The 20,464-nt window shown below is 71.8% G+C and carries 21 protein-coding genes; 11 read left to right on the top strand and 10 right to left on the bottom strand.

Annotated elements, in window-relative coordinates:
* Positions 1-80: 80 nt before the first annotated feature.
* From BM430_RS13045 to BM430_RS13035, 3 genes are all read right to left on the bottom strand, one after another.
* On the bottom strand, positions 81-1,499 hold the full coding sequence (locus BM430_RS13045; RefSeq protein WP_093567695.1) for a sulfatase-like hydrolase/transferase: 1,419 nt from the start codon (positions 1,497-1,499) through the stop codon (positions 81-83).
* A 245-nt stretch (positions 1,500-1,744) separates the two neighbouring features.
* Complete coding sequence (locus tag BM430_RS13040; protein WP_093567694.1) at positions 1,745-3,361, bottom strand: AMP-binding protein; 1,617 nt, start codon at positions 3,359-3,361, stop codon at positions 1,745-1,747.
* Complete coding sequence (locus tag BM430_RS13035; protein ID WP_093567693.1) at positions 3,358-3,957, bottom strand: nitroreductase family protein; 600 nt, start codon at positions 3,955-3,957, stop codon at positions 3,358-3,360. The genes BM430_RS13040 and BM430_RS13035 overlap by 4 nt, the downstream gene beginning before the upstream one ends.
* Before the next feature lie 163 nt (positions 3,958-4,120).
* Between BM430_RS13035 and BM430_RS13030 the strand changes: the two genes are divergently transcribed.
* The 4 genes from BM430_RS13030 to BM430_RS13020 all read left to right on the top strand — a co-directional run bounded on the left by BM430_RS13030 (position 4,121) and on the right by BM430_RS13020 (position 5,285).
* A complete protein-coding gene (locus tag BM430_RS13030; RefSeq protein ID WP_093567692.1) occupies positions 4,121-4,480 on the top strand; it encodes a hypothetical protein in 360 nt (119 codons plus the stop codon).
* Between the two features lie 4 nt (positions 4,481-4,484).
* Positions 4,485-4,778 (top strand): hypothetical protein, encoded by a 294-nt coding sequence (locus BM430_RS13025; protein ID WP_093567691.1) that lies wholly within the window; start codon positions 4,485-4,487, stop codon positions 4,776-4,778.
* A 10-nt stretch (positions 4,779-4,788) separates the two neighbouring features.
* Positions 4,789-4,962: a hypothetical protein gene (locus BM430_RS34660; protein WP_177303034.1), complete on the top strand. Its 174-nt coding sequence runs from the start codon at positions 4,789-4,791 to the stop codon at positions 4,960-4,962.
* An 80-nt stretch (positions 4,963-5,042) separates the two neighbouring features.
* Positions 5,043-5,285: a hypothetical protein gene (locus tag BM430_RS13020; RefSeq protein ID WP_093567690.1), complete on the top strand. Its 243-nt coding sequence runs from the start codon at positions 5,043-5,045 to the stop codon at positions 5,283-5,285.
* A 49-nt stretch (positions 5,286-5,334) separates the two neighbouring features.
* Here BM430_RS13020 and BM430_RS13015 read toward each other — a convergent pair whose 3' ends face one another.
* Entirely contained in the window at positions 5,335-5,949 is a 615-nt protein-coding gene (locus BM430_RS13015) for an NIPSNAP family protein (protein ID WP_093567689.1), read from the bottom strand.
* Positions 5,950-6,173: 224 nt separating this feature from the next.
* Between BM430_RS13015 and BM430_RS13010 the strand changes: the two genes are divergently transcribed.
* Entirely contained in the window at positions 6,174-7,595 is a 1,422-nt protein-coding gene (locus tag BM430_RS13010; protein WP_093567688.1) for an SNF2-related protein, read from the top strand.
* A gap of 138 nt (positions 7,596-7,733) precedes the next feature.
* A complete protein-coding gene (locus BM430_RS13005; RefSeq protein ID WP_093567687.1) occupies positions 7,734-8,561 on the top strand; it encodes a shikimate dehydrogenase family protein in 828 nt (275 codons plus the stop codon).
* Between the two features lie 126 nt (positions 8,562-8,687).
* Here the strand turns inward: BM430_RS13005 and BM430_RS13000 are convergent, their stop codons facing one another.
* Entirely contained in the window at positions 8,688-9,800 is a 1,113-nt protein-coding gene (locus BM430_RS13000) for a S8/S53 family peptidase (protein WP_177303033.1), read from the bottom strand.
* 52 nt (positions 9,801-9,852) lie between these two features.
* Between BM430_RS13000 and BM430_RS34655 the strand changes: the two genes are divergently transcribed.
* From BM430_RS34655 to BM430_RS12985, 4 genes are all read left to right on the top strand, one after another.
* Positions 9,853-10,116, top strand: a complete 264-nt coding sequence (locus tag BM430_RS34655; protein ID WP_177303032.1) for a hypothetical protein — start codon at positions 9,853-9,855, stop codon at positions 10,114-10,116.
* Between the two features lie 141 nt (positions 10,117-10,257).
* Entirely contained in the window at positions 10,258-11,667 is a 1,410-nt protein-coding gene (locus BM430_RS12995) for an FAD-binding oxidoreductase (protein WP_093567685.1), read from the top strand.
* 482 nt (positions 11,668-12,149) lie between these two features.
* Positions 12,150-13,763 (top strand): GMC family oxidoreductase, encoded by a 1,614-nt coding sequence (locus BM430_RS12990; protein WP_093567684.1) that lies wholly within the window; start codon positions 12,150-12,152, stop codon positions 13,761-13,763.
* 59 nt (positions 13,764-13,822) lie between these two features.
* The gene (locus BM430_RS12985) at positions 13,823-14,290 is read left to right on the top strand and encodes an ureidoglycolate lyase (protein ID WP_177303031.1); all 468 of its coding nucleotides are present in this window, start codon (positions 13,823-13,825) and stop codon (positions 14,288-14,290) included.
* Between the two features lie 230 nt (positions 14,291-14,520).
* On the opposite strand, the gene BM430_RS12980 is transcribed toward BM430_RS12985, so the two are convergent.
* The 5 genes from BM430_RS12980 to BM430_RS12960 form a co-directional block, all read right to left on the bottom strand.
* A complete protein-coding gene (locus BM430_RS12980) occupies positions 14,521-15,294 on the bottom strand; it encodes a DUF4198 domain-containing protein (RefSeq protein ID WP_093567682.1) in 774 nt (257 codons plus the stop codon).
* Between the two features lie 354 nt (positions 15,295-15,648).
* Positions 15,649-16,950, bottom strand: coding sequence for a CCA tRNA nucleotidyltransferase (locus tag BM430_RS12975; RefSeq protein WP_093567681.1), 1,302 nt, complete (start codon positions 16,948-16,950; stop codon positions 15,649-15,651).
* Positions 16,947-17,204 (bottom strand): DUF6111 family protein, encoded by a 258-nt coding sequence (locus BM430_RS12970; RefSeq protein ID WP_093567680.1) that lies wholly within the window; start codon positions 17,202-17,204, stop codon positions 16,947-16,949. Before BM430_RS12970 ends, BM430_RS12975 begins: the two co-directional genes overlap by 4 nt.
* 40 nt (positions 17,205-17,244) lie before the next feature.
* On the bottom strand, positions 17,245-17,925 hold the full coding sequence (locus BM430_RS12965; RefSeq protein ID WP_093567679.1) for a CoA pyrophosphatase: 681 nt from the start codon (positions 17,923-17,925) through the stop codon (positions 17,245-17,247).
* Positions 17,922-18,551, bottom strand: a complete 630-nt coding sequence (locus tag BM430_RS12960) for a DUF1285 domain-containing protein (protein ID WP_093567678.1) — start codon at positions 18,549-18,551, stop codon at positions 17,922-17,924. Before BM430_RS12960 ends, BM430_RS12965 begins: the two co-directional genes overlap by 4 nt.
* 400 nt (positions 18,552-18,951) lie before the next feature.
* On the opposite strand from BM430_RS12960, the gene BM430_RS12955 reads away from it, so the two are divergent.
* Positions 18,952-20,439 carry a pilus assembly protein TadG-related protein gene (locus BM430_RS12955; RefSeq protein ID WP_093567677.1) on the top strand — a complete coding sequence of 496 codons (1,488 nt, stop codon included), beginning with the start codon at positions 18,952-18,954 and terminating at the stop codon, positions 20,437-20,439.
* The last annotated feature ends 25 nt before the right edge of the window (positions 20,440-20,464 follow it).

The following is a 20,464-nucleotide window of genomic DNA, read 5'->3' as shown; positions in this document are numbered from 1 at the left end:
GGATCGGACGGGTTCGACGTTTCGAGGGGGCGGTGGGAGCCAAGGCTCCCGCCGCCCTCTTCGCGTTGACGGCAAGGGGGTCAAGGCAGGGCCGCGGTGGCGACCGGGAGCGGCGCGAGCCGGATCCACGGCACCCGGCCGGGCTCGAACGCGTCGCGGGCCGCCCGTCGCCACAAGGGCGGCGCGTGGTCGCCGACGAGCAGGATCTCGGTGCCCGGATGGGCCAGGGCGATGCGCGACACCGCCGCGAACACGTCCTGCCAGATCTCCACCATGGCGCAGACCTCGCGGTCGGCGAAGGGGCTGCCCGGGCGCCCGCAATCATGGCGCGGCGTCGCCGCGCCCGGCGGCACCGGCACGTGCGAGTTCAGGGTGAGCCAGTAGACGAAGGCGGGCCCGGGCGCCGCCAGCTCGGCCTCGACCACCGCCGCCACGTCGGTGTCGCAGGGGCCCGGGAACGGGCCGCCGCAGGCCCGTGCGAACCGGGGCGCCAGGGTCTCGCCGAACAGGCTCTTCCGGAAGCCGGCGAGCGGATACCACTGCGCGCGGTCGTAGAAGCCGGCATGGTAGCCGTGGACCGAGACCGTCCGGTAGCCGCGGGCGGCGAGCCGCTTGGGCAGGCAGGTCGGATCGTCCTCGGCGGACGTTTGCCCGGTGAAGACTTGCGTGAAGGCTTGTGTGAAGACTTGGCGGTGCGAGCGGTAGGTCCGGCACAGTTCGCGCATCTCGCCCGAGGCGGTGGCCCCGAAGAAGGCGCTGGTGCCGGTCGTGACCGTGTAGAGCCGGCGCAGGGCCGGGTCGTCGAAGGGCGCCGTCAGGATCCCGTTTTGGCCGGCATCGCGCAGGACGCCGAGGCTCTCGACCATCACCATCAGGACCCGGTGCGGCGGCCTGGACTGGTCGGCGAGGGCGTCGAATCCGGAGGCGAGGCTGCCCGAGTGGAATGGCTGGCCGACGCTCGCGAGCGCCCCGAAATCGTAGGCCGTGGAGCCGTTGACCACGCCGTCGCCGACGAGCAAAGCGGCGACCGCCGCCGCGAAGACCGGGCGGCTGCCCCGGCGCATCGCCGGACCGGCCTGCACCAGGACGGCGAGGTAGACGAGCGCGAGTCCGACGACGGCGGCGGCGCCGGCCGCGTAGGCGGGGGTCGCCAGGAGCGTCGCCAGCGTGCCGGCATCGATGAGGTGCAGGAGCGCGTCGGTGTCGAGGAAGAACATCCGGCCGACGGCGAGGGCGAGATCGAGCACTATCACCGGCAGGGCGAGCAACGCCAGCGCCCAGCCCGGAAGCCGTCCGCCGAGGAGCGCGAGCGCCGCGTAGAGCGCGATGGCGCTCGTGCGCGCCGGCACGCCCGCGAGGATGCCGAATGCGAGCGCCAGGGCGTTCGGCAGCACGAGGCCGCCGACGAGGAGCGGCACGCTCGACCGGACGAGGGCCGTGGCGCGCCGGAGCGACCGCAAGGCCGCGGCGGAGGCTGCGGATCCATGACGTAGAGGCATGCCGACGTCGTAGCCGGTTCTCGTTAATGCCGCCTCCGGTTTCGTCGAAATGCCAGGTCTAAAAAATTGCCGTCGAGGTAATCTGAAGCGATCTGCCGCGACTTAACGGCAGCTGCATCGATCGCAAGATAATAGGGCGCGATGGTTGCGCGACGGTAGCGCCGGTTTTCCGGCGCCGCAGCCTTCGACATCCGAGGATGATGATCTCATGGCGCGGGACGACGCCCGGCGTGGGGGATCGCCCCTCACGCCTCGTCGCGCAGCACCCGCCGGATGATCTTGCCGGTTGTGGTGAGCGGCAGGGTCGGCCGGAACGCGATCTCGCGCGGGTATTCGTGGGCCGAGAGGTGCGTACGCACGAAGGCCTGGATCTCGGTGGCGAGCGCGTCGGACGGGGCGTAGCCGGGACGCAGGACCACGAAGGCCTTGACGATCTCGGTGCGGACGGGATCCGGCTTGCCCACCGCCGCGGCGAGCGCGACCGCCGGGTGGCGCAGCAGGCAATCCTCGATCTCGCCGGGGCCGATCCGGTAGCCCGACGAGGTGATGACGTCGTCGTCGCGGCCGACGAAGTGGACGTAGCCGTCCGGGTCCATCCGGCCCTGGTCGCCGGTGGTCATCCAGTCGCGTAAGAATTTGCGCTCCGTCGCCTCCGGGTCGTTCCAGTAGCGCAGGAACATCACCGGGTCGGGCCGGGCGACGGCGATCTGGCCGATCTCGTCGGAATCCGCCGGGCTGCCGTCCGGGCGGATCACTGCGACGCGGTGGCCCGGCACCGGCTTTCCGGTCGATCCCGCCCGGGCCAGCCCCAGGGCGGCGCAGGAGGCCAGAACCAGGTTGCACTCGGTCTGGCCGTAGGCCTCGTTGATGGTCAGTCCGAGCGCGTCGCGCGCCCAGTGGAAGGTCTCGGGGCCCAGCATCTCGCCGGCCGAGGCGAGGGTGCGCAGGTGGCTCAGGTCGAAGCGGCCGCGCGGATCCGCGACGGTGCGCAGCATCCGCAGGGCCGTCGGCGGCACGAAGGCGTTGGCGACCGAGAGGTCGGCCATCAGCCGGAACGCCTCCTCGGGCTCGAATTTCTCCGCCTTGCGCGCCACCACGGCGACGCCGTGATGCAGGCTCGGCAGCAGCGCGTTGAGGAGCCCCCCGGCCCAGGCCCAGTCGGCCGGGGTCCACATCCGGTCGCCGGCCTTCGGCATGAAGTCGTGCATCATGGCAAAGCCCGGCAGGTGGCCGAGCAGCACCCGGTGGCCGTGCAGAGCCCCCTTCGGCGGGCCGGTGGTGCCGGAGGTGTAGATCATCAGGGCCGGGTCGTCGGCCCGCGTGTCGACCGGGACGAGGTCGGGCGAGGCCGCCGCCAGCAGGTCGGCGTAGCCGAGCGCCCGGTCGCCGGCGCCGTCGGTCGAGACGACGAGGTCGAGGTCCGGCAGCGCGTCGCGCAAGGCCGCGAGCTTGGCGACGCCGCCCGCATGGGTCACGACGGCCTTCGCGCCGGCATCGCCGAGACGGTGCAGCAGGGCTTCCGGCCCGAACACCACGGCGAGCGGCAGCGCCACGGCGCCGAGCTTGTAGATGGCGAGATGGGCCACCACCACGGCGGGGGATTGCGGCAGCAGCACCGCCACCCGGTCGCCGGCCTGGACCCCGTGGGCGCGAAGGGCGTTGGCGAAGCGGTTCGAGGCCTCGCGCAAGGCGGCGAAGCTCCAGGCCTCGATCCGGCCGTTCGGCGCCACGTCGAGGATCGCGGTGCGCCCCGGGTCGGCCGCGGCCCAGCGGTCGCAGACATCGACCGCGATGTTGTAGCGCTCCGGGATCCGCCAGCGGAACCCGGAGGCGAACGCCTCGTAGGAGGTCGGGGTGGTCACGCCTCGCGCGGCGGGAACCCGCCCTCGAACACGAAGTCGGACAGGGGGTGACGGTCGTTCGGCGTCTCGCGGGCGCGGGTCTCCTCCGGCAGCGTCGCCGGGTCGGCCTTGCGGCCGACGGCGAAGGCGGCCTCGACCCGGTGGTGGGGCGGCAGGTTCAGGGCGGCCGGCGCCGCCTCGTGGTCGAAGCCTGTCATGCCGTGGGCGTGCCAGCCCATCTTGATCGCCTGGAGCTGGAACAGCGCCGAGGCCGTGCCGGCATCGAAGGACGCGCTGTAGGAGGGCTTGAGACCGTCCTTGGTGTTCATCATCCCGTTCGAGGCGATGAAGACCAGCGCCCCGGCCGACTTCACCCAGCCCTGGTTGAACGGCACGAGGAGGCGAAACAACGTCTCCCAGGCGGGGGTGTCGCGCAACGCGTAGACGAAGCGCCAGGGCTGCGAGTTGTAGCCCGAGGGGGCCCAGCGCGCCGCCTCGATCATCGTCATCAGGTCGGCCTGCGGCACCGCCTCGCCGGTGAAGGCGCGGGGCGACCAGCGCTCGAGGAAGAGCGCGTCGATCGGATGGTCGGCGGTGCGGGAATTGGCGGATGTCACGGGCGTCAGGATCTCCGTGGATGTCGCGCCGTCCTGCCAGCAAGCGCGGCGGTTGTCACGGGCCGGAGCACCGGACCGCGGGCGCGGCTGACCCGCGGAAACCTCATACCGACCCCGGTGTTGTCCTCGACACGAGCGAACGGCCGCAACAGGAGACGAATCGATGGCGAAGACGGATCAGGCGCGGCCCAGCTTGCGCGACTTCGACCCCTATACCGACCGCAACGGGCAGGACATGGGGCAGGATTCCCCCCTCGACGTCGGGGTGCCGCAGCGCACGCAAGCGGACATGGCCCACGACCCGATGGGCCAGGCCCGCGACGCCCGGGTGGCGTCCGATTTCAACCGCCTCGACGCGATCGGCGCGACCGACGGCAGCCAGGCCACCGAGGACGAGACGCCGCCGGAGAACCTGCGCCGGATCAGCGACCCTTCGACCAGCAGTTCCGCTGCGCAGAATCCCGCCACCAAGGAGGCGATCGACCGGGCGACGGCCGCGGTCGGCAAGGACGAGGGGGAGTGAGACCATGACGCGCAAGCCCGACGACGTGGTGGGCAGCCGGGGCGGACCGGCCGCCGGCGGCGGCCACCAGACGCCCCAGCAGGAGGCGATCACCCGGCAGGAGGGTGGCGGCCGCGACGAGGCCGAGCTGAAGCGCGAATGGTCCTCGGCCGGCACCCCCGGCCGGCCGCCGGTCTCGGTCGGCGGCAGCTCCGGCGGCCATTCCGACCAGATCGCCGGGCAGGGACCCCGCGAAGGGAAGAAGGTCGCGGACGGCGAGTACCGGACCGAGAAGACCGGCGGCAAGGTCGATTGGTGAGGAGAACGGGATGGCTGAGCGCAAGGACGATCGCGGATCCAAGTCCCCCCGCGACGACACGATCACCGCCGACGACCTGAAGGGCGTCGCCGCGGTGCCGCAGGACGGCGACGGCGAGGGCAACAAGTCCGGTGCCCATGCAGGGGACCGGCAGGGCGACGAGGTCGATCCGGGAGCCGGTTAGGATACCGGGCACATCCGGGCCGCCCCGAGGCGAGACGGCCGGCCGCGTCGCGGCCGGCCGTATTTCTCATGAGGACGACGATGACGAAGCTCTTCATCGCGCGGGTGCGCGGGACGTCCGGCGATCGGCGGCTCGTGACGGTGCGCGCCGCGGCCGAGGGCGAGGCGAGGCTGTTTCTCGAAGCCGCCTATCCGGACGACGAGGTGGTCGAGGTCGCCGAGCCCGGTGACTGGGTCAGCACCTCCGACACCGGCTCGAAAACCGGGGACGTGCGCGAGCATCCGGGCGTCGCGTGGCAGGCGCCGAAGACCGGCTTGGGCTGAGCCGAGTCAGGCTGGCTCAGCCATCCCGGTGGCCGCGGAGGGGGAGCGGTCAGGACAGAGGGGATGTGCCCTGCGGAAGCGCAATCGTCGAGGTCGCCTCCACGATTTGCTCGGGTCCGCCCTTCGGCGGCCAGACGCCGGCTCCGTAGGCACGGGCACGTAATCCGCTCCGCTCCTCCAGGCTCGTGAAGGCCCAGATGTGCGTGATCCGCGGCGCTCCGTCGAGGGCGTACATGTTCACGACGAGGTGCTCGGTATATTCCCATGCCGGTGCGATGGCGGCTTCCCAGCCCGCCAGAGTCGACGGCAGGCCCCCGGGCCTGAGACGGTAGGTCCTGAACTCGTACACGCCGCCGCGGTCCCCGGTCCGGACCGGTGGCAGAAAGGGAAACGGCGCGTAGCTCTCCATCTCGATCGCCGTCACCACGTTCCCCGCGTTGAACGGGTTGCTGCTCAGGAGGGCGCGCCGACGTTCGGCGGTCATGTCCTCCGGTACCTCGAACCGACGCAGCATGAGCAGCCGACCGAGCGTGCCGATCTCCGTTCGCCAGCAGCCAAGCAGCTCGCCCTTCGCGTCGCCGTCGCCAATCCAGGCGTGAGCGCCGTCGGAGGCTTGTCCGAGCGCGAGCAGCGGGCACGAAAGGGTGGCGAGTTCGTAGAGCATATCGGCCTCGATGTGTTCCTGCCTTCAAAGCAGCGAAATCCGGTTGGTTTCGGTAGAGCTGGTCTGCGCCCGCGATGGACGCGGGTGGCCTCCCGCGCGGTCAAGCCGGTTGGATCCGAAGGACCGGGTCGAACTGGAGGCTGGCCCGTCGGGAAAGTGCCGCCGAGATTCGGACCCGGCTCGCGGGCTTGAGCCCCACCCCGCCCCCCGGGCATAGGGACGGCATGTCCTCCCTCCCCACGACCCTCCGCCTGATCCCCCGCCCGCATCAGGTCGAGGCGATCCGCGCCATCCTGGCGGCGCGGGCGGAGGGGCGGCCGGGCTTCCTCCTCGGCGACATGACCGGGCTCGGCAAGACGCTGTCGGTCTGGGGCGCCGTGGCGGCGATGCCCGAATCCGCCGTGCTGATCGTCTGCCCCAAGGGGGCGATGCCGCAATGGCGGCGCACGATCCGCGATTCGGGGCTGGGCGCGAAGGACGTGACGCTCATGAACTACGAGCGCACCAAGTCCCTGCTGGCTCTGCCCGCCGCGAGCGGCCGCCGCTCGGTGCGGGCGAAGAACAACGAGCTCGCCAAGCTCGGGCAGCCGAAGCGCGTCTGGCCGATCGTGGTGTTCGACGAGGCCCACCGCCTGCGCAACCCGAACTCGCAACAGGGCCAGGCCTGCCGGCGGATGGCCGAGGCCGCGGCCTTCACGGTCTATGCCAGCGCCACCGCCGGCCAGGCGCCGCACGAATTGTCCTATCTCGGCGCGCTGCTCGGCCACGCCGTCGGCCGGCCGGTCGAGACCATGGCCGATTTCCGCGCCCTGATGCAGCACCTGAAGATCGGCCGCGCCAAGGGGCGCTGGCAGAACTGGTCGTGGGAGCCGAACGCCCGCGACCAGACCGTGATGGCCGACCTGCTCTATCGCGGGGCGCGGGCGATCGGGCTGCGGCGGCGGCCCGCCGACATCGCCGGCTGGCCCGAGGTGCAGCGGGAGCTGGCCCCCACCGCCCTCGATGCACCCTCGAAGCGCCTCTACGACGCGACCTGGCGCGAGTTCCGCCGGGAATGGGGTCTCGCCGGCGGATCGAACCGGCGCGCCGCCGGCTGGGCGGCGGATCTGCGCTTCCGCCAGAAGGCGAGCCTGATCCGCGTCGCCGGCACGCTCGACCTCGCCGACGACCTGCTGGCGGCCGGCGAGCAGGTCGCCGTCTCGGTGGCGTTCCTGGAGACCGGCGCGGCGCTCGTCCAGGCCTTCGCCGGACGCGGCTGGCGCGCCGGCGCCATCGACGGGACGCAGAGCCCTGAAACCAACGAGGCGGTGCGGGTCGCCTTCCAGCGGGGCGAGCTCGACGCGGTGGTGTTCACCGTCACCGAATCGATCTCGCTCCACCGCAACGAGTTGCCCGGCGGCGAGCGCCCGCGCAGCCTGATCGTCCACGACATGCGCCACAGCGCGATCCAGCTCAGCCAGATCGAGGGCCGCTGCCACCGCGACGGCGAGCGCGCCGCGATCCTGTTCGCCTATGCCGAGGGCACCGTGGAGGAGCGGGTCGCCGCCACCGTGATCGCCCGCATGGCCGGGATGGACAGGATGGCCGGCGAGGATACCTCCCTCCTCGACGCCATCGCGCGGATCATCGATGGGGAGGCGGACTGAGTCCTCGGCTGCCGGGGCCGGCGCGACCCGGAATCGCCGCCGATAAGCCCGACGTCCTGCCGGCGGCAGGATTCTGGCGGAGGCCGGCCTGCCCGCACGGACGACCCGCACCGAACGCTTCGGAGGACAGATCGCACGATGCACACGATCACAGGGCAGGAGATCACGGGCCAGGGGATCACCGGCCGCACCCGCGTCTTCGCGATTCTCGGCGATCCGATCGCCCAGGTGAAGGCGCCGCAGGGGCTCAACCGCATCATGGCCGAGCGCGGGGTCGACGGGGTGATGGTGCCGCTCCACGTCGCGGCCGCCGACCTCGCGACGGTGCTCTCGGGCCTGCGGGCGGTGCGGAGCTTCGGCGGCGCGATCATCACCGTGCCGCACAAGACCGCGATCGTGCCGCTGCTCGATCAGGTCAGCGAGGCGGCGCGGCTGGTCGGGGCGGTCAACGCCGTGCGGCGCGAGGCCGACGGCCGCCTCGTCGGCGAGATCCTGGACGGGGCCGGCTTCGTCGCGGGCCTGAGGAGCGCCGGCCACGAACCGCGCGGCCGCAGCGCCTATCTCGCCGGGGCGGGCGGGGCGGCCAACGCCATCGCCTTCGCGCTGGCCGAGGCCGGGGTGAGCCGCCTCACCGTGCACAACCGCACCGCGGCGCGGGTGGAGGACCTGTTCGCGCGCCTGCGCCGCCTCGTCCCCGATCTACCGCTCGCCCTCGGCACGCCCGATCCGGCGGGGCACGATCTCGTGGTCAACGCGACCTCGCTGGGTCTGCGCCCCGACGACGCCCTGCCCCTCGACCCCGCCGGTCTGACGCCCGACCAGCTCGTGGCCGAGATCATCATGCAGCCGGCCGAGACGCTCCTGCTTAAGGCCGCGGCGGCGCGGGGCTGCCGCACCCATCCGGGCTGGCCGATGCTGGAGGGCCAGCTCGCCCTGATGGCGGATTTTTTGCAGATGCGGCCGTGATCCGGTTCTGAGCGTGTTCGGCTCGCCCCATCAGGCTTCATACCCTCCGTGTCATCCCAGGGCCGCGCAGCGGAACCCGGGATGACACGGAGGGTGAGACATCGTCGGGAGATCGTCGAACGCGCCTCACAGCCCCAGGCGCATGGCGGTGCGCAGAGGTGCCATCACTCCATAGCCGAGGCTGTGGTGCCAGCTCGACGGGCCGCGGCGGTTGGCATCGGCCTGGAGCGCGACGGTGAGGTCGCGGGGGTTGAGGGCGGCGTGCGGCAGCCGGGTCCGCAAGGCGGCGACGCAGCCGGCGGCGACCGGGCAGGCGGCGGAGGTCCCGGCATCGGCCTTCCCCGGCCCGCCCGCCTCCGAGCCGAGGAAGTCGGTGTAGCTCGCGAGGTCGGGCTTGGCGTAGACCATCCCGGGAATGCCCGGGCCCTGCAGCGCGTCGCCGGACAGCCGGCCGCGCAGGGTCGCGCCGGTCACCGTGATGACGTCCGGATGGGCGTTCGCCCCCATGATGGTGGCCCGGCTGCGCGGGCCGTCCCGCCCGCCCAGAGGGGCCCGGAACTCGGGACCGTCGTTGCCGGCCGCGAACAGGATGTCGACCCCGTAGCGGGAGAGCGCCCCGACGATCCGGTTGAAGGGGTGGCCCGGATTGTCGACGTAGCGCCCGGGATGGCCGGGCGGGAAATCCCAGCTCTCGTGGCCGAGGCCCCAGGAATTGGTGACGACGAGGGCCTTGAAGCGCGGCTTGTCCGCCCGCACGACCGCGAGCAGGTGCGCGTAGGCCTGGAGCGCGTCGCTGAGGAAGCCGGGCCCCGCCGCGGGCAGGACGGGCAGGTCGAGGAGCGTCGCCCGCGGGGCGGCGATCAGGGCGCCGTAGGCGCACATCGTGCCGGGACCGACCGGATGGTGGCCGGCCTCGACCGGGCGGGGCGGCCAGCTCAGCGTCGCGTCGAGCGAGGCCGCGACGTCGCGCGCGGCCAGATGCGCGAGGTTGATGCCCCCATCCACCACCGCGATCGCCACGCCCGCGCCGTCGAGCCGGCGCGCGGCGAGCCCGGACACGCCGAGGCGCTGCTCCACCTCCACCCGGGTGCCGCCCGGAGCGCCGGCCGGCGCCGCGAAATGCGCGATCGGCGGGTCGGAGAAGATCGCCGCGCCCTCGGTCGTCAGCGCCGGCAGCTCGGCCCCGGCGTCGATCGTCGCCCGGACGGCGTAGTGCGAGGCGCCGTCGGGTGACGACACCGAGAAAGGCGAGCCGGATTGACTATCCCCGAGCGGGACAGGAGAAAAACCCGTGTCGATCTCCGCCCGGGCCGGTAATCCGGTCAGACGGCGGGCGATTCCGCTGCCGCCGCTCAGCCTCATCATGGCGGAGTCGTGCAGCGCTTCCTGCGTCGGCAGGACGAGAATCACGCGCCGCTCGGGCATCGTCGTCTCCGGTGAGGATTTGTGCGACTTTTTATATAAAATCTGCTTTTTCGCAAGTAATTTCCGCTGCGCGAGTTGCGGTCCCTCGCCGGGACTTCGGATGACGATCCGTGTCCGGCCGGCACGCTGAAAATATTCTTCCCAATCGACGGGCGGCGGCGAATCGGCCGCGTCCGGGTCGGCGCCGTGCGGGCTTGACCCCGGCCGCCATCCGGGCGAGGCCGGCGCCACCCTAAAAATCCCACCCGCGCGACTCAACCGGAGGACGCCGATGACCCTTCCGGCCCACTCATCCCCGCAGGGCGACCTGATCCGGCGCCTCGGGGAGCGTCTCGGCCCCGCCGGCCTCCTCACCGCGGAGGCCGACATGGCCCCCTTCGCGATCGACTGGCGGCGCCTGTTTCCGGGCCGGCCGGCCTGCGTGGTGCGCCCGGCCTCGACCGCCGAGGTCGCCGACGTGGTGCGGCTCTGCGCCGGGGCCGGCGCCGCCCTGGTGCCGCAGGGCGGCAATACCGGGCTCGCCGGCGGCGCGGTGCCGGACGCCTCAGGGGGGCAGGTGGTGCTGTCGCTCGCCCGCATGAACGCGATTCGCGCGGTCGATCCCGTCGGCCTGACGCTGACGGCGGAGGCCGGCTGCGTCCTCAAGATCGCGCAGGACGCCGCCGAGGCCGCCGGCCGGCTCCTGCCGGTGAGCTTCGCGGCGGAGGGCTCGGCGCTGGTCGGCGGCGTGATCGCCACCAATGCGGGCGGGATCAACGTGGTGCGCTACGGCATGACCCGCGGCCTGGTGCTCGGCCTCGAGGTGGTGCTCGCCGACGGCAGCATCGTCGAGGGTTTGAGGGCCCTGCGCAAGGACAATGCCGGCTACGACTGGAAGCAGCTCTTCATCGGCACCGAGGGTACGCTCGGCATCGTCACGGCGGCGGTCCTGCGCCTCGTGGCGAAGCCCCGCCACAGCGCGACGGCTTTGCTCTCCGTGCCCGATCCGGCGGCGGCACTCCGCCTGTTCACCCTGGCTCAAGAAGAGATCGGCGACAGCATCCAGGCCTTCGAGCTGATCTCCGGCACCTCGCTCGGCCTGGTGGAGACGCATGCCGGCCTGAAGAGCCCGGTGGGCCAAGCGGGCTGGAGCGTGCTGATCGAGGCCGCCTCGTCGCTCTCCGGCTTGCGCGAGGCGATGGAGGGCGTGCTCGGCACGGCGCTCGAGCGCGAGGACGCCCTCGACGGGGTGCTCGCCGAGTCCGGCCGCCAGGCCGCCGAGCTCTGGGCGCTGCGCGAGCACGTGACCGAGTGCGAGGCCCGCGAGGGCAAGAGCGTCAAGCACGACGTCTCGGTGCCGATCACCGCGATTCCCGCCTTCCTCGACGAGGCCGGCCGGGTGCTGGCGGCGGGTGCGCCCGGCACCCGCGTCAACGCCTTCGGCCACATGGGCGACGGCAACATCCACTACAACGTCCTGATCGGGCCGGATCATTCCTCGGAGGCGATCAACGGCCTCGTGCACGGGGTGGTGGACCGCTACGGCGGCAGCATCTCGGCCGAGCACGGCATCGGCCAGTACCGCGTCGCCGAGCTCGCCCGGCACCGCCATCCGGACGAGATGGCGCTGGCGCGGCGGATCAAGGCGGCGCTCGATCCGGAGGGGTTGCTGAACCCGGGGAAGGTGCTGGCGCGGGGGTAAGGGAAACACGCCAACCTGAACCCTCCCCCCCCTCTGCGGGGGAGGGTGGCCCGCGGAGCGGGCCGGGAGAGGGGCAGCGCGACGCTGATCCAGTTTGCGCCCGTCATCAAGGTCGGGACCTCTCCGGAAGCGGCGTCCCCTCTCCCGCCCGGCTCCGCCGGGCACCCTCCCCCGCGGAGGCTAGCGGATTCACACTTCGCCCTCCGAGAGCTAACCCTTTGTAAACGTGGGCGCTTCCCCTCCCCCTTGTGGGGAGGGGCTAGGGGTGGGGGTGGTGCCGCGTAGAGCGCGAGGCTCTTCCGGCACCACCCCCACCTCCAACTCCTCCCCACAAGGGGGAGGAGAGGCGCGCGATATTTGACGGGGAATGAACTCAAACCGAGATGTGTGAACACACTAGCCCGCAGAGGGGGGAGGGGTTAGGCGCGCCACTTGATGGAACGGACTACATAACGACAAAGAACTAACATCAGGGGAGGACCATGGACGCGTTCGATGTCGTCATCGTCGGTGGGGGCACCGCGGGCTGCGTGCTGGCCAGCCGCCTGAGCGAGGATCCCCGCACGAGCGTGCTGCTGCTCGAGGCGGGCGGGGAGGGGACCGGGTTCTGGGTCGGCATCCCGGCGGGTTTCCCAAAGCTCCTCACCGGCGCCGCCTTCAACTGGCGCTTCGCCACCGAGCCGGAGCCGAACACCCATGAGCGGGCCATCGTGGTGCCCCGCGGCAAGGGGCTCGGCGGCTCGACGCTGATCAACGGCATGATCTTCGTGCGCGGCCAGAAGCAGGATTTCGACACCTGGGCCCAGAGCGGCAACCGCGGCTGGAGCTGGCACGACGTGCTGCCCTATTTCCGCAAGCTGGAGCGTTTCGAGGGCGGCGACCCGGAGCTTCGCGGTCGCGACGGGCCGCTTCACGTCACCCGGGTCGGGGTGAGGAACCCGCTTGCCGACGCCTTCATCCGCGCCGGGACCGAGGCCGGCTACCCGGAGAACCCCGACTATAACGGCGCCTCGCAGGAGGGGTTCGGGTACTACCAGGCCAACCAGCGCAACGGCCGGCGCTGGAGCGCCCGGGACGCCTACCTGCAGCCGGCCCGCCGGCGCCCGAACCTGACGGTGCGCACGAACGCCCAGGTCCTGCGCCTCAACCTCGACGGGCGCCGCGTCACCGGCGTCACCTACCGGCGCGACGGTCGCGAGGAGCGGGTGAGCGCGCGGGCCGAGGTGATCCTGGCGGCGGGCGCCGTGCAGTCGCCGCACCTGCTCGAACTCTCCGGCATCGGCCGGCCGGAGGTGCTGGCGGCGGCGGGCATCCCGGTCCGCCACGTTCTGCCGGGGGTCGGCGAGAATTATCGCGATCACTACGCCACCCGGATGAACTGGCGCGTCAAGCTGCCGGTGACCCTCAACGAGGCGACCCGCGGCTGGCGCCTCGGCCTCGCGGTCGCGCAGTATTTCCTGACGAGGCGCGGCATCCTCACCCTCGGCACCGGCCTCGCCCACGGCTTCGTGCGCACCCGGCCCGACCTCGCCGGGCCCGACGTGCAGTACTTCTTCATGCATGCAAGCTACGCCAACGCCGCCGACCGCACGCTCGACCGCGAGCCCGGCATGACGATCGGCGTGACGCAATTGCGGCCCGAATCCCGCGGCACCATCCACGCGGTCTCGGCCGATCCCCTCCGCCCCCCGGCGATCCGACCGAACTTCCTGGCCGTGCGCAGCGACCAGGAGGCCCTGATCGAGGGCATGCGCATCGCCCGCCGGGTGATCGACCAGCCCGCGATGGACCCCTACCGGGCCCATGAACTCAGCCCCGGCGCGGCCGTGCAGTCGGACGACGAGTGGCTCGATTTCGCCCGCCGCAACGGCCAGACCATCTACCACCCGGTCGGGACCTGCAGCATGGGGCAGGGCCCCGAGGCGGTGGTGGACGAGCGCCTGCGGGTGCGCGGCCTGGAAGGCCTGCGGGTGATCGACGCCAGCGTGATGCCGACCGAGGTCTCGGCCAACACCCAGGCCGCCGTGATGATGATCGCCGAGAAGGGGGCGGACCTGATACGGGAGGATCGTATCACAAGCCCGCGCGGCGCCTGAGCGAAGCCGATTTCCGCATTGCGAAGCAATCAGTCGGAAATCGTATGAGAGGACCCGAGATGCGCACCCTTCCGATCGAGCCGATCACCGCGGAGGCCTTCGCGCCGTACGGCACGCTGCTGGTCGGCCCGGCATCCGGCCCGCGCCAGGACCGGGCGGCCGAGATCGAGAACGGGCGTCCGGGCGTCCCCCTCAACCTCGCGCTGATCCGCAGCGAGCCCTTCGCCGGTTCGATGCCCCTGCGGCGGCTCGAGCGCCACCCGTACTCGGCGCAGAGCTTCCTGCCGCTCGCCGTCGGCGCGTACCTGGTGGTGGTCGCGCCCGATGCCGGCGGGCGGCCGGACGAGGCGGCTTTGCGCGCCTTCCGGGTGCCGGGCGATACGGGGATCGTCTATCGCAGCGGGGCGTGGCACGCCCACATGACCACGCTCTCGGGACCCGGCACCTTCGCGATGCTGGTGCACGAGGACGGCAGCGCGGAGGATTGCGTGTTCGCGCCGATCGATCCGGTTGAAGTGGCGGCGTAGCGAGATTTCTCGGAGGCTGTTCGATAGGCGTCTACAGGATTCACACCCACCGGGTCATTCCGGGGCCGCGCAGCGGAGCCCGGAATCCAGAACGCGGATGGTTCAGGAAAAGGCGAATGGCGTGTCGCCTGACTCGCCCCCACCTGCGTGTCTGGATTCCGGGCTCCGCTTGCGCGGCCCCGGAATGACCCGGTGGGTGTGAGGGCTGTTGAGTCAGGCTGACGAGAATCTCAATTCACCGACGGCTCGTCGAGCCGGAACGCGAAGGTCGCAGTGTAGACGTCCTCGTCGGCGAGCGTCGGAGTGGCCGAGGGGCTCACCGTCTGGGTCACCGTGAGCACCTGGCTGCCGGCCTTGCGGATCGGCACCGTGGCGACACCCTCCGGGTCGGTGGTGTAGGCCGGCACGCCGGCCCGCTCCGGCTCCATGCCGCTGTCGCCGTAATAGAGGTCGGCTCCCGGCAGCGGCGCGCCGCGAAACAGCACCCGCACCCGGATAGCCCCCGCGGTCGGGCCCGGGACCTCGACCGGCACGATCTCCAGGGTGTGGCCGACCACCCGCAGCCACGGCGCGCCGGGGCCGAAGGCGGCCTTGGCGTATTTCACCGACCAGCGGCCCTCGCGGGCCTCCGTTACCAGGCGCCGGCTGGCGTTGAGGCGGGTGCCGTCGCGAAGCGTCGTCCAGTACCCGGCATCGTAGGTCGCCGCGACCAGGGTGCGGCCGGGCTTCGTGCCAAGCGGCGCCAGCAGGGCGGGGGGCACGTCCGGCGGGGCGGGCTTGAGGCCGGCGCGCAAATCCGTGCGCCCGTCCTGCGTCAGGGCGACGAGGTCGATGAGCTGCGGCGCGCGCGGCGCCTCGCGCTTCGAGGCGTGGCCGTAATTGACCCGGACCTGCGGGACCTGATCGACGGTGCTGAGGGTCAGCCACAGCTCGTGCGCGGCGCCGGGCCGCGAGGCCCCGAGGACGAGGGCGGCGGCCAGGGCGGTGCGGAGCAGGGGCTGCATCGGTCGTCGGTCTCCATCGGGCGGCGCCGGACGGCGCCTCGCGTGAGGGGCGAGGCACGAAGCGGGCCCGCGGCGGCAAGGCATCATAACCCATCCGGCGGCAAACCGATCCACGCAAACCCATCCACGCAAACCCATCCACGACGGGGAGCCCGGAGGCCGGAACTCCCGCGCCGGCGTGGTTCAGCCCGGCTTGGCCTGCTGCCCCTGGCCGGCCTGGCGTAGTCCGTTCGCCAGGTAGGACAGGGCCACCGCCCCGGCAACCGCCGCGCCCACCATCCCGAATACCATCGCGATCCGCGCCATCCCGGTCCTTCCTCCGGGCGAGCCCGGAAAAGTCAGCTTCTTGAAGTGTTAGCTCTTGGGATGGGGCGAACGGACGGCATCTTCGGGGGTTCCGCCGGCCGCTGCGAGGGCGAGCGCGCGCAGGCGCGCCTTGGCGGCCGCGTCGGTCGGGCAGCCTTCCGCGAGCCAGGCCCGGCGCGCCGCCGCGAGGCCCCGGCCGAGGGCGCGGCCGGGGGGCGCGCCCGCCGCGACGAGCGCCGCCCCGGTGACCGGCAGGACCGGCACTGGCTCGGCGCCGGCGGCGAACCGCGCGAGCGCCTCGCCCGCCTCCGGCGTCAGCACCGGCCGCGTCTCGCCGGTCAGCACCAGGGCGGCGTCGGACAAAGCCCCGGCCCCGTGCACGGCCACGAGGCGCCGCACATCCGCCGGCGCCAGGGGTTCGAGCGCCCCGTGCAGGGCGGCCTCCGCCCCCGCGAAGGCGAGGAGCCGCGCGTGCTCGGCCTTCGACAGGCGCAAGGCCTCCCGCAGCCGCTCGGCATCGACGGAGGAGCGCACAGCCAGGGCGGCGAGGCGGCGCACCGGATCGGCCTCGACCCCGACCTCGACCTCTGCGGCGGCGAGGCGGGCGAGGCGGCCGAGATCGCCGACCCCGCCGATCAGCCGCTGCAGCAGGCCGGTCCGCGACAGGATCGCCGTGACGGCGGGCGCCCCGGGGGCGACGAGGAGCTTCAGGAGCTCCCCCCGCACCCGCTCGCGGGAAAGCTGCGCCAGCCCGTCCCGGGCCGCGATCGCGGCGGCGAGCCCCTCCGGGTCGGGGTCGCCGGCGCCGTAGCGGGCGTGGAAGCGGAAGAAGCGCAGGACCCGCAGGTAATCCTCGCGGATGCGCTGGCGCGCCTCGCCGATGAAGCGCACCCGGGCTCCCGCCAGGTCGTCGAGGCCCCCGACCGTGTCGTGGACCCGCCCGTCGGCCGTGACCGAGAGGGCGTTGACGGTGAAGTCGCGCCGGGCCGCATCGCGGGCGAAGTCGCGGCCGAAGCGCACCACGGCGTGGCGCCCGTCGGTCTCGATGTCCTCGCGCAGGGTCGTCACCTCGAACGGCTCGCCCTCCGCCACCACCGTGACGGTGCCGTGGGCGATGCCGGTCGGCACGGGCTTCAGGCCCGCCGCGCCTGCGCGCGCGACCACCGCCTCGGGCAGGAGCGTGGTGGCGAGGTCGATATCGGCGACCGGGCGGCCGAGCAGCGCGTCGCGCACCGCGCCGCCGACGAGGCGGGTCTCCTCGCCCGGGGCGTCGAGGGCGGCGAGCACGCGGGCGAGGCGCGGCCGCGCCAGCACGCGCCACAGGGCGGCCTCGTCGAGGGCCGTGCTCACCGGAACTGCCCGGGCACCACCCGGCCGTTCTCGATATGGGTCGGCACGAAGCCGTCCCGGTGCCGCTCGGCGGTGAGCGCCACCACCACGAACGACAGGATGACCAGGGCGGCGCCCGCGATGGCGAGCCGCGCGGCGTGGTCGCTCCAGTGGACCCAGCGCAGGGGGCTGCGCTGGCGTAAGGTCAGCCATACCGCGAAGACCGCGAAGGGAAGCAGGAACAGCAGGACGTCGTCGATCAGCGCGCGGGCCATGAGGTCCTATCGGAGTGCAGGTCTTATCAGGGGAGAGGTCCTATCGGGGAGTCGGTTCGTCCGAATCGTGGAGCCGGTCGTAGAGGTTGCGCACGATGCCGGCGGTCACGCCCCAGATGTAGCGCTCGCCGAAGGGGATCGCGTAGTAGCGCCGCTGTCGCCCGCGCCATTCCCGGCTGTGCAGGGCGTGGTTGGCCACATCCATCAGGAAGGCGAGCGGCACCTCGAAGGCGTCGGCCACCTCGTGCGGGTTGAGCGTGAGGGTCGCGTCCGGCGCCACCAGCCCGACCACCGGCGTCACCAGGAAGCCGGTGCCCGACAGGTAGGGATCGAGGTAGCCGAGCGGCGTCACCGCCGCACGATCGAGCCCGATCTCTTCTTCCGCCTCCCGCAGGGCCGCGGCGAGCGGCGAGGGGTCGCTGGAATCGATCTTGCCGCCCGGGAAGGCGATCTGGCCCGAATGGTCGCGCAGATGCGCCGACCGTTGGGTGAACAGCACCGACACCCCGTCGTCGCGCGGCACGACCGGCACCAGCACCGCGGCGAGCCGGGGCGGGCGGGCGAGCGCCGCCTCCAGCACGTCGGGCTCGAGGTCGTGGTCGCCGCGAGGGGGAGTGGGATTCGAGGTCGGATCGTGCGGTCCCGGCGGCTCGGGCCGCAGGCGCGCGCGGGCGCGCTCCAGGAAGAGGTCGAGGGCGGTGGACGCGACGAGATCGGTCACGACGGCTCGGCCGCCCCGAATTCGCCGGAACCGAGTTCGGACGATCGGGCGATGCGGTGGAAGCGCCCGCCGGCGGGCAACCCGAACCAGGTCTCCCCCGCCTCCTCGCGCTCCTCGCACAGCTCCACGAGGTCGTAGGCGAGCGCCCGGGTGAGGCGGGCCCAGAGGCCGTGGCGCACGGCGACGTAGGGCTTGAACCCGCCCTCCGGGTCGCGCTCGAACCGCAGGGGATGGGCGTCGTCGAGGGGCACGACGTCGTCGAGGTTGGTGCGGAAGGCGATGGCGCGGGCCTCGCCCTCGCCCTCCACCGCCATCTCGACCGCCAGGAAGGCCGCGTCCTCGACCTCGATCCCGACCCGCTCCACCGGCGTCACCAGGACGGTGCGCCCGTCGGGGTCGCGGCGCAGGATGGTGGAGAACAGCCGGACCAGGGCCGGCCGGGTGATCGGGCTGCCGTTGTAGTGCCAGGTCCCGTCGGCGGCGATGCGCATCGGGATCTCGCCGCAATAGTCCGGGTTCCAGCGCTCGACCGGCGGGGGCCCGCGCCGCGCGCCCTCCGCGCCCAGGGAAGCGGTGAGTCGTTCGAGGACCCCGCCGGGCGGGGTACCGTTCGGATCGTGCGTCATCCCGCTTTACATAGCGGATCGGAACGGGTTGTGCAGGCGCGCCGGTGCGAGACCGGGGCATGGCGCCGTCGCCCGGCCTGCCCAGGGCCGTCCAGTGGGTCCCCGAGCTTCTCGATGCAGGGCCGGTGCCCGATGCGGGGCGGGCTGGAGGACGTCCCGTCCACGATGGCATTCGGGGCCGACGGAACAACTTGTGATCGATGCGGCGTCGGGACGACATTACTTACCGTAGATGTCCTCCGCGATGATAAAGAAATATTTCCTAGAATAATCCTTATTCCAGGAAATTGCGGCTTTTATTCCTTGCTAAAATTCTTGTAACTTTGAATCTAGTGCATAGTATTAGGCTTTAATTCACGAATTTGCGCTCAAGATATTTGCAATATAGGATAAGATGCTTATGTTCCGCGTCGTTACAGGTTGCGTCGGCTGCTTCGTCCGCAGCCGGCGCGGAGGCGTCGCCCTCGCTTTCGCGCTCCTCGCTCCCGTCTTCCTGGGTTGCCTGGGCATCAGCGTCGATTACGCGACCTGGCTGCTCCGCAAGCAGAAACTCCAGAATCTCGTCGACGTGACGGCGCTCGCCGTCGTCTCCGACATGCAGGTCGGCGGATTCGACAAGGGCCGGGCCTGGGCCGTGGCGAAGGGCCAGACGGACAGCTTGGCGGAGACCAAGATCCGCGACGAATGGATCAACCTCGCGATCGAGCCCGTCTATCGCCGAAACCAGGCGCAGGATCCCTTCGCGGTCGCGTTGGTCAACGAGCGCGATCAGGCGCCGACCGGCGTCAGGCTCACCCTGTCGCAGCGCAAGCACGCGATCATGACGAAGCTCGTCGCGCCCTACCTGACCGACATCGTCGTCCGGGCGACCGCCGAGATCGTCGGCACGTCCAAGGTGTGCATCGTGGCGCTGGAGGACCGGGCAGGGCAGGCCATCGGCCTGAACAACAACGCCCAGGTCTCCGCGACCGGCTGCTCCGTCTACGCGATGTCGGCGTCCCCTGCGGCGATCGATGCCCGCGACGCGTCGAAGCTGAGCGCGATGAAAGCCTGCGCGGTCGGCGGCTATGCCGGCACGTCCCAGCACTACCAGCCCGTGCCGATCACGGGCTGCCCGGCGATCAAGGATCCACTCGCGGGTCGCGTCGCCCCGCCCATGGGTCATTGCATCAACGACCACCGCAACCGCCCCTTCGTGGTGGAGAGCGGAAGCACAACCTTGACCCAAGGTGTTTATTGCGGCGGCCTCATTCTGAAGCCGGGAGCGAATGTCAGGCTTGAACCCGGGGTCTACATCATCAAGGACGGTCCGCTCGTGGTCGGCTCGGATTTCGTGAAGGACGCGTCCGGGCGCCTCAGGCGCGTATCCTGCCTCTGCTATCGCAGTTTCGTCTCCCAGAGGATAAAATCTCGCCTGCGCTGCCCGACATCGCCGACGAACCTTCCGGCTGCCTCGTTGAGCGGCGACAGGGTGGCTTTCTATTTCACCGGTTCGGTCGAAAAGGACGAAGACGACATCGCCCGTCCGATCCAGTTCATGCCGCGCTCGAACGTGTCGCTCAGCGCCCCGCTGGACGAGCCGACGGCGCGTACGATGGCGGGCCTGCTGTTCTTCGAGGACCGCGCGGCTCCGGCGAACCGGGTCTTCGAGATCATGAGCGACAACGCCCGCCGTCTCGTCGGCACGATCTACCTGCCGCGCGGCACCTTCCTGGTCTCCGCCAACCAGGTCGTCGCCGACCAGTCGGAATACACCGCCATCGTCGCGCGCAGGCTCGCGCTGTCGGAGGCGCCGCGTCTCGTCGTCAACGCGAATTACGGCGCGAGCAAAGTGCCGGTGCCGAAAGGGATCGGGCCGACGAGCGCCTACCCGACGCTCACCAATTGAGGCACCCCCGACGCGCCGGGGCCGC

The organism is Methylobacterium sp. 174MFSha1.1 (assembly GCF_900116815.1).
Taxonomy (GTDB): domain Bacteria; phylum Pseudomonadota; class Alphaproteobacteria; order Rhizobiales; family Beijerinckiaceae; genus Methylobacterium.
Note: the sequence above shows the minus strand (reverse complement) of the source record. Positions and strands in the feature narration are given on the sequence as shown.

What these genes read in the sequence shown, in the direction of transcription:
- BM430_RS13045 (WP_093567695.1), bottom strand. Translation starts at nt 1,499, where the DNA reads ATGCCTCTACGTCATGGATCCGCAGCCTCCGCCGCGGCCTTGCGGTCG.
- BM430_RS13030 (WP_093567692.1), top strand. Translation starts at nt 4,121, where the DNA reads ATGGCGAAGACGGATCAGGCGCGGCCCAGCTTGCGCGACTTCGACCCC.
- BM430_RS13025 (WP_093567691.1), top strand. Translation starts at nt 4,485, where the DNA reads ATGACGCGCAAGCCCGACGACGTGGTGGGCAGCCGGGGCGGACCGGCC.
- BM430_RS34660 (WP_177303034.1), top strand. Translation starts at nt 4,789, where the DNA reads ATGGCTGAGCGCAAGGACGATCGCGGATCCAAGTCCCCCCGCGACGAC.
- BM430_RS13020 (WP_093567690.1), top strand. Translation starts at nt 5,043, where the DNA reads ATGACGAAGCTCTTCATCGCGCGGGTGCGCGGGACGTCCGGCGATCGG.
- BM430_RS13015 (WP_093567689.1), bottom strand. Translation starts at nt 5,949, where the DNA reads ATGCTCTACGAACTCGCCACCCTTTCGTGCCCGCTGCTCGCGCTCGGA.
- BM430_RS13010 (WP_093567688.1), top strand. Translation starts at nt 6,174, where the DNA reads ATGTCCTCCCTCCCCACGACCCTCCGCCTGATCCCCCGCCCGCATCAG.
- BM430_RS13005 (WP_093567687.1), top strand. Translation starts at nt 7,734, where the DNA reads ATGCACACGATCACAGGGCAGGAGATCACGGGCCAGGGGATCACCGGC.
- BM430_RS12995 (WP_093567685.1), top strand. Translation starts at nt 10,258, where the DNA reads ATGACCCTTCCGGCCCACTCATCCCCGCAGGGCGACCTGATCCGGCGC.
- BM430_RS12990 (WP_093567684.1), top strand. Translation starts at nt 12,150, where the DNA reads ATGGACGCGTTCGATGTCGTCATCGTCGGTGGGGGCACCGCGGGCTGC.
- BM430_RS12985 (WP_177303031.1), top strand. Translation starts at nt 13,823, where the DNA reads ATGCGCACCCTTCCGATCGAGCCGATCACCGCGGAGGCCTTCGCGCCG.
- BM430_RS12980 (WP_093567682.1), bottom strand. Translation starts at nt 15,294, where the DNA reads ATGCAGCCCCTGCTCCGCACCGCCCTGGCCGCCGCCCTCGTCCTCGGG.
- BM430_RS12970 (WP_093567680.1), bottom strand. Translation starts at nt 17,204, where the DNA reads ATGGCCCGCGCGCTGATCGACGACGTCCTGCTGTTCCTGCTTCCCTTC.
- BM430_RS12960 (WP_093567678.1), bottom strand. Translation starts at nt 18,551, where the DNA reads ATGACGCACGATCCGAACGGTACCCCGCCCGGCGGGGTCCTCGAACGA.
- BM430_RS12955 (WP_093567677.1), top strand. Translation starts at nt 18,952, where the DNA reads ATGTTCCGCGTCGTTACAGGTTGCGTCGGCTGCTTCGTCCGCAGCCGG.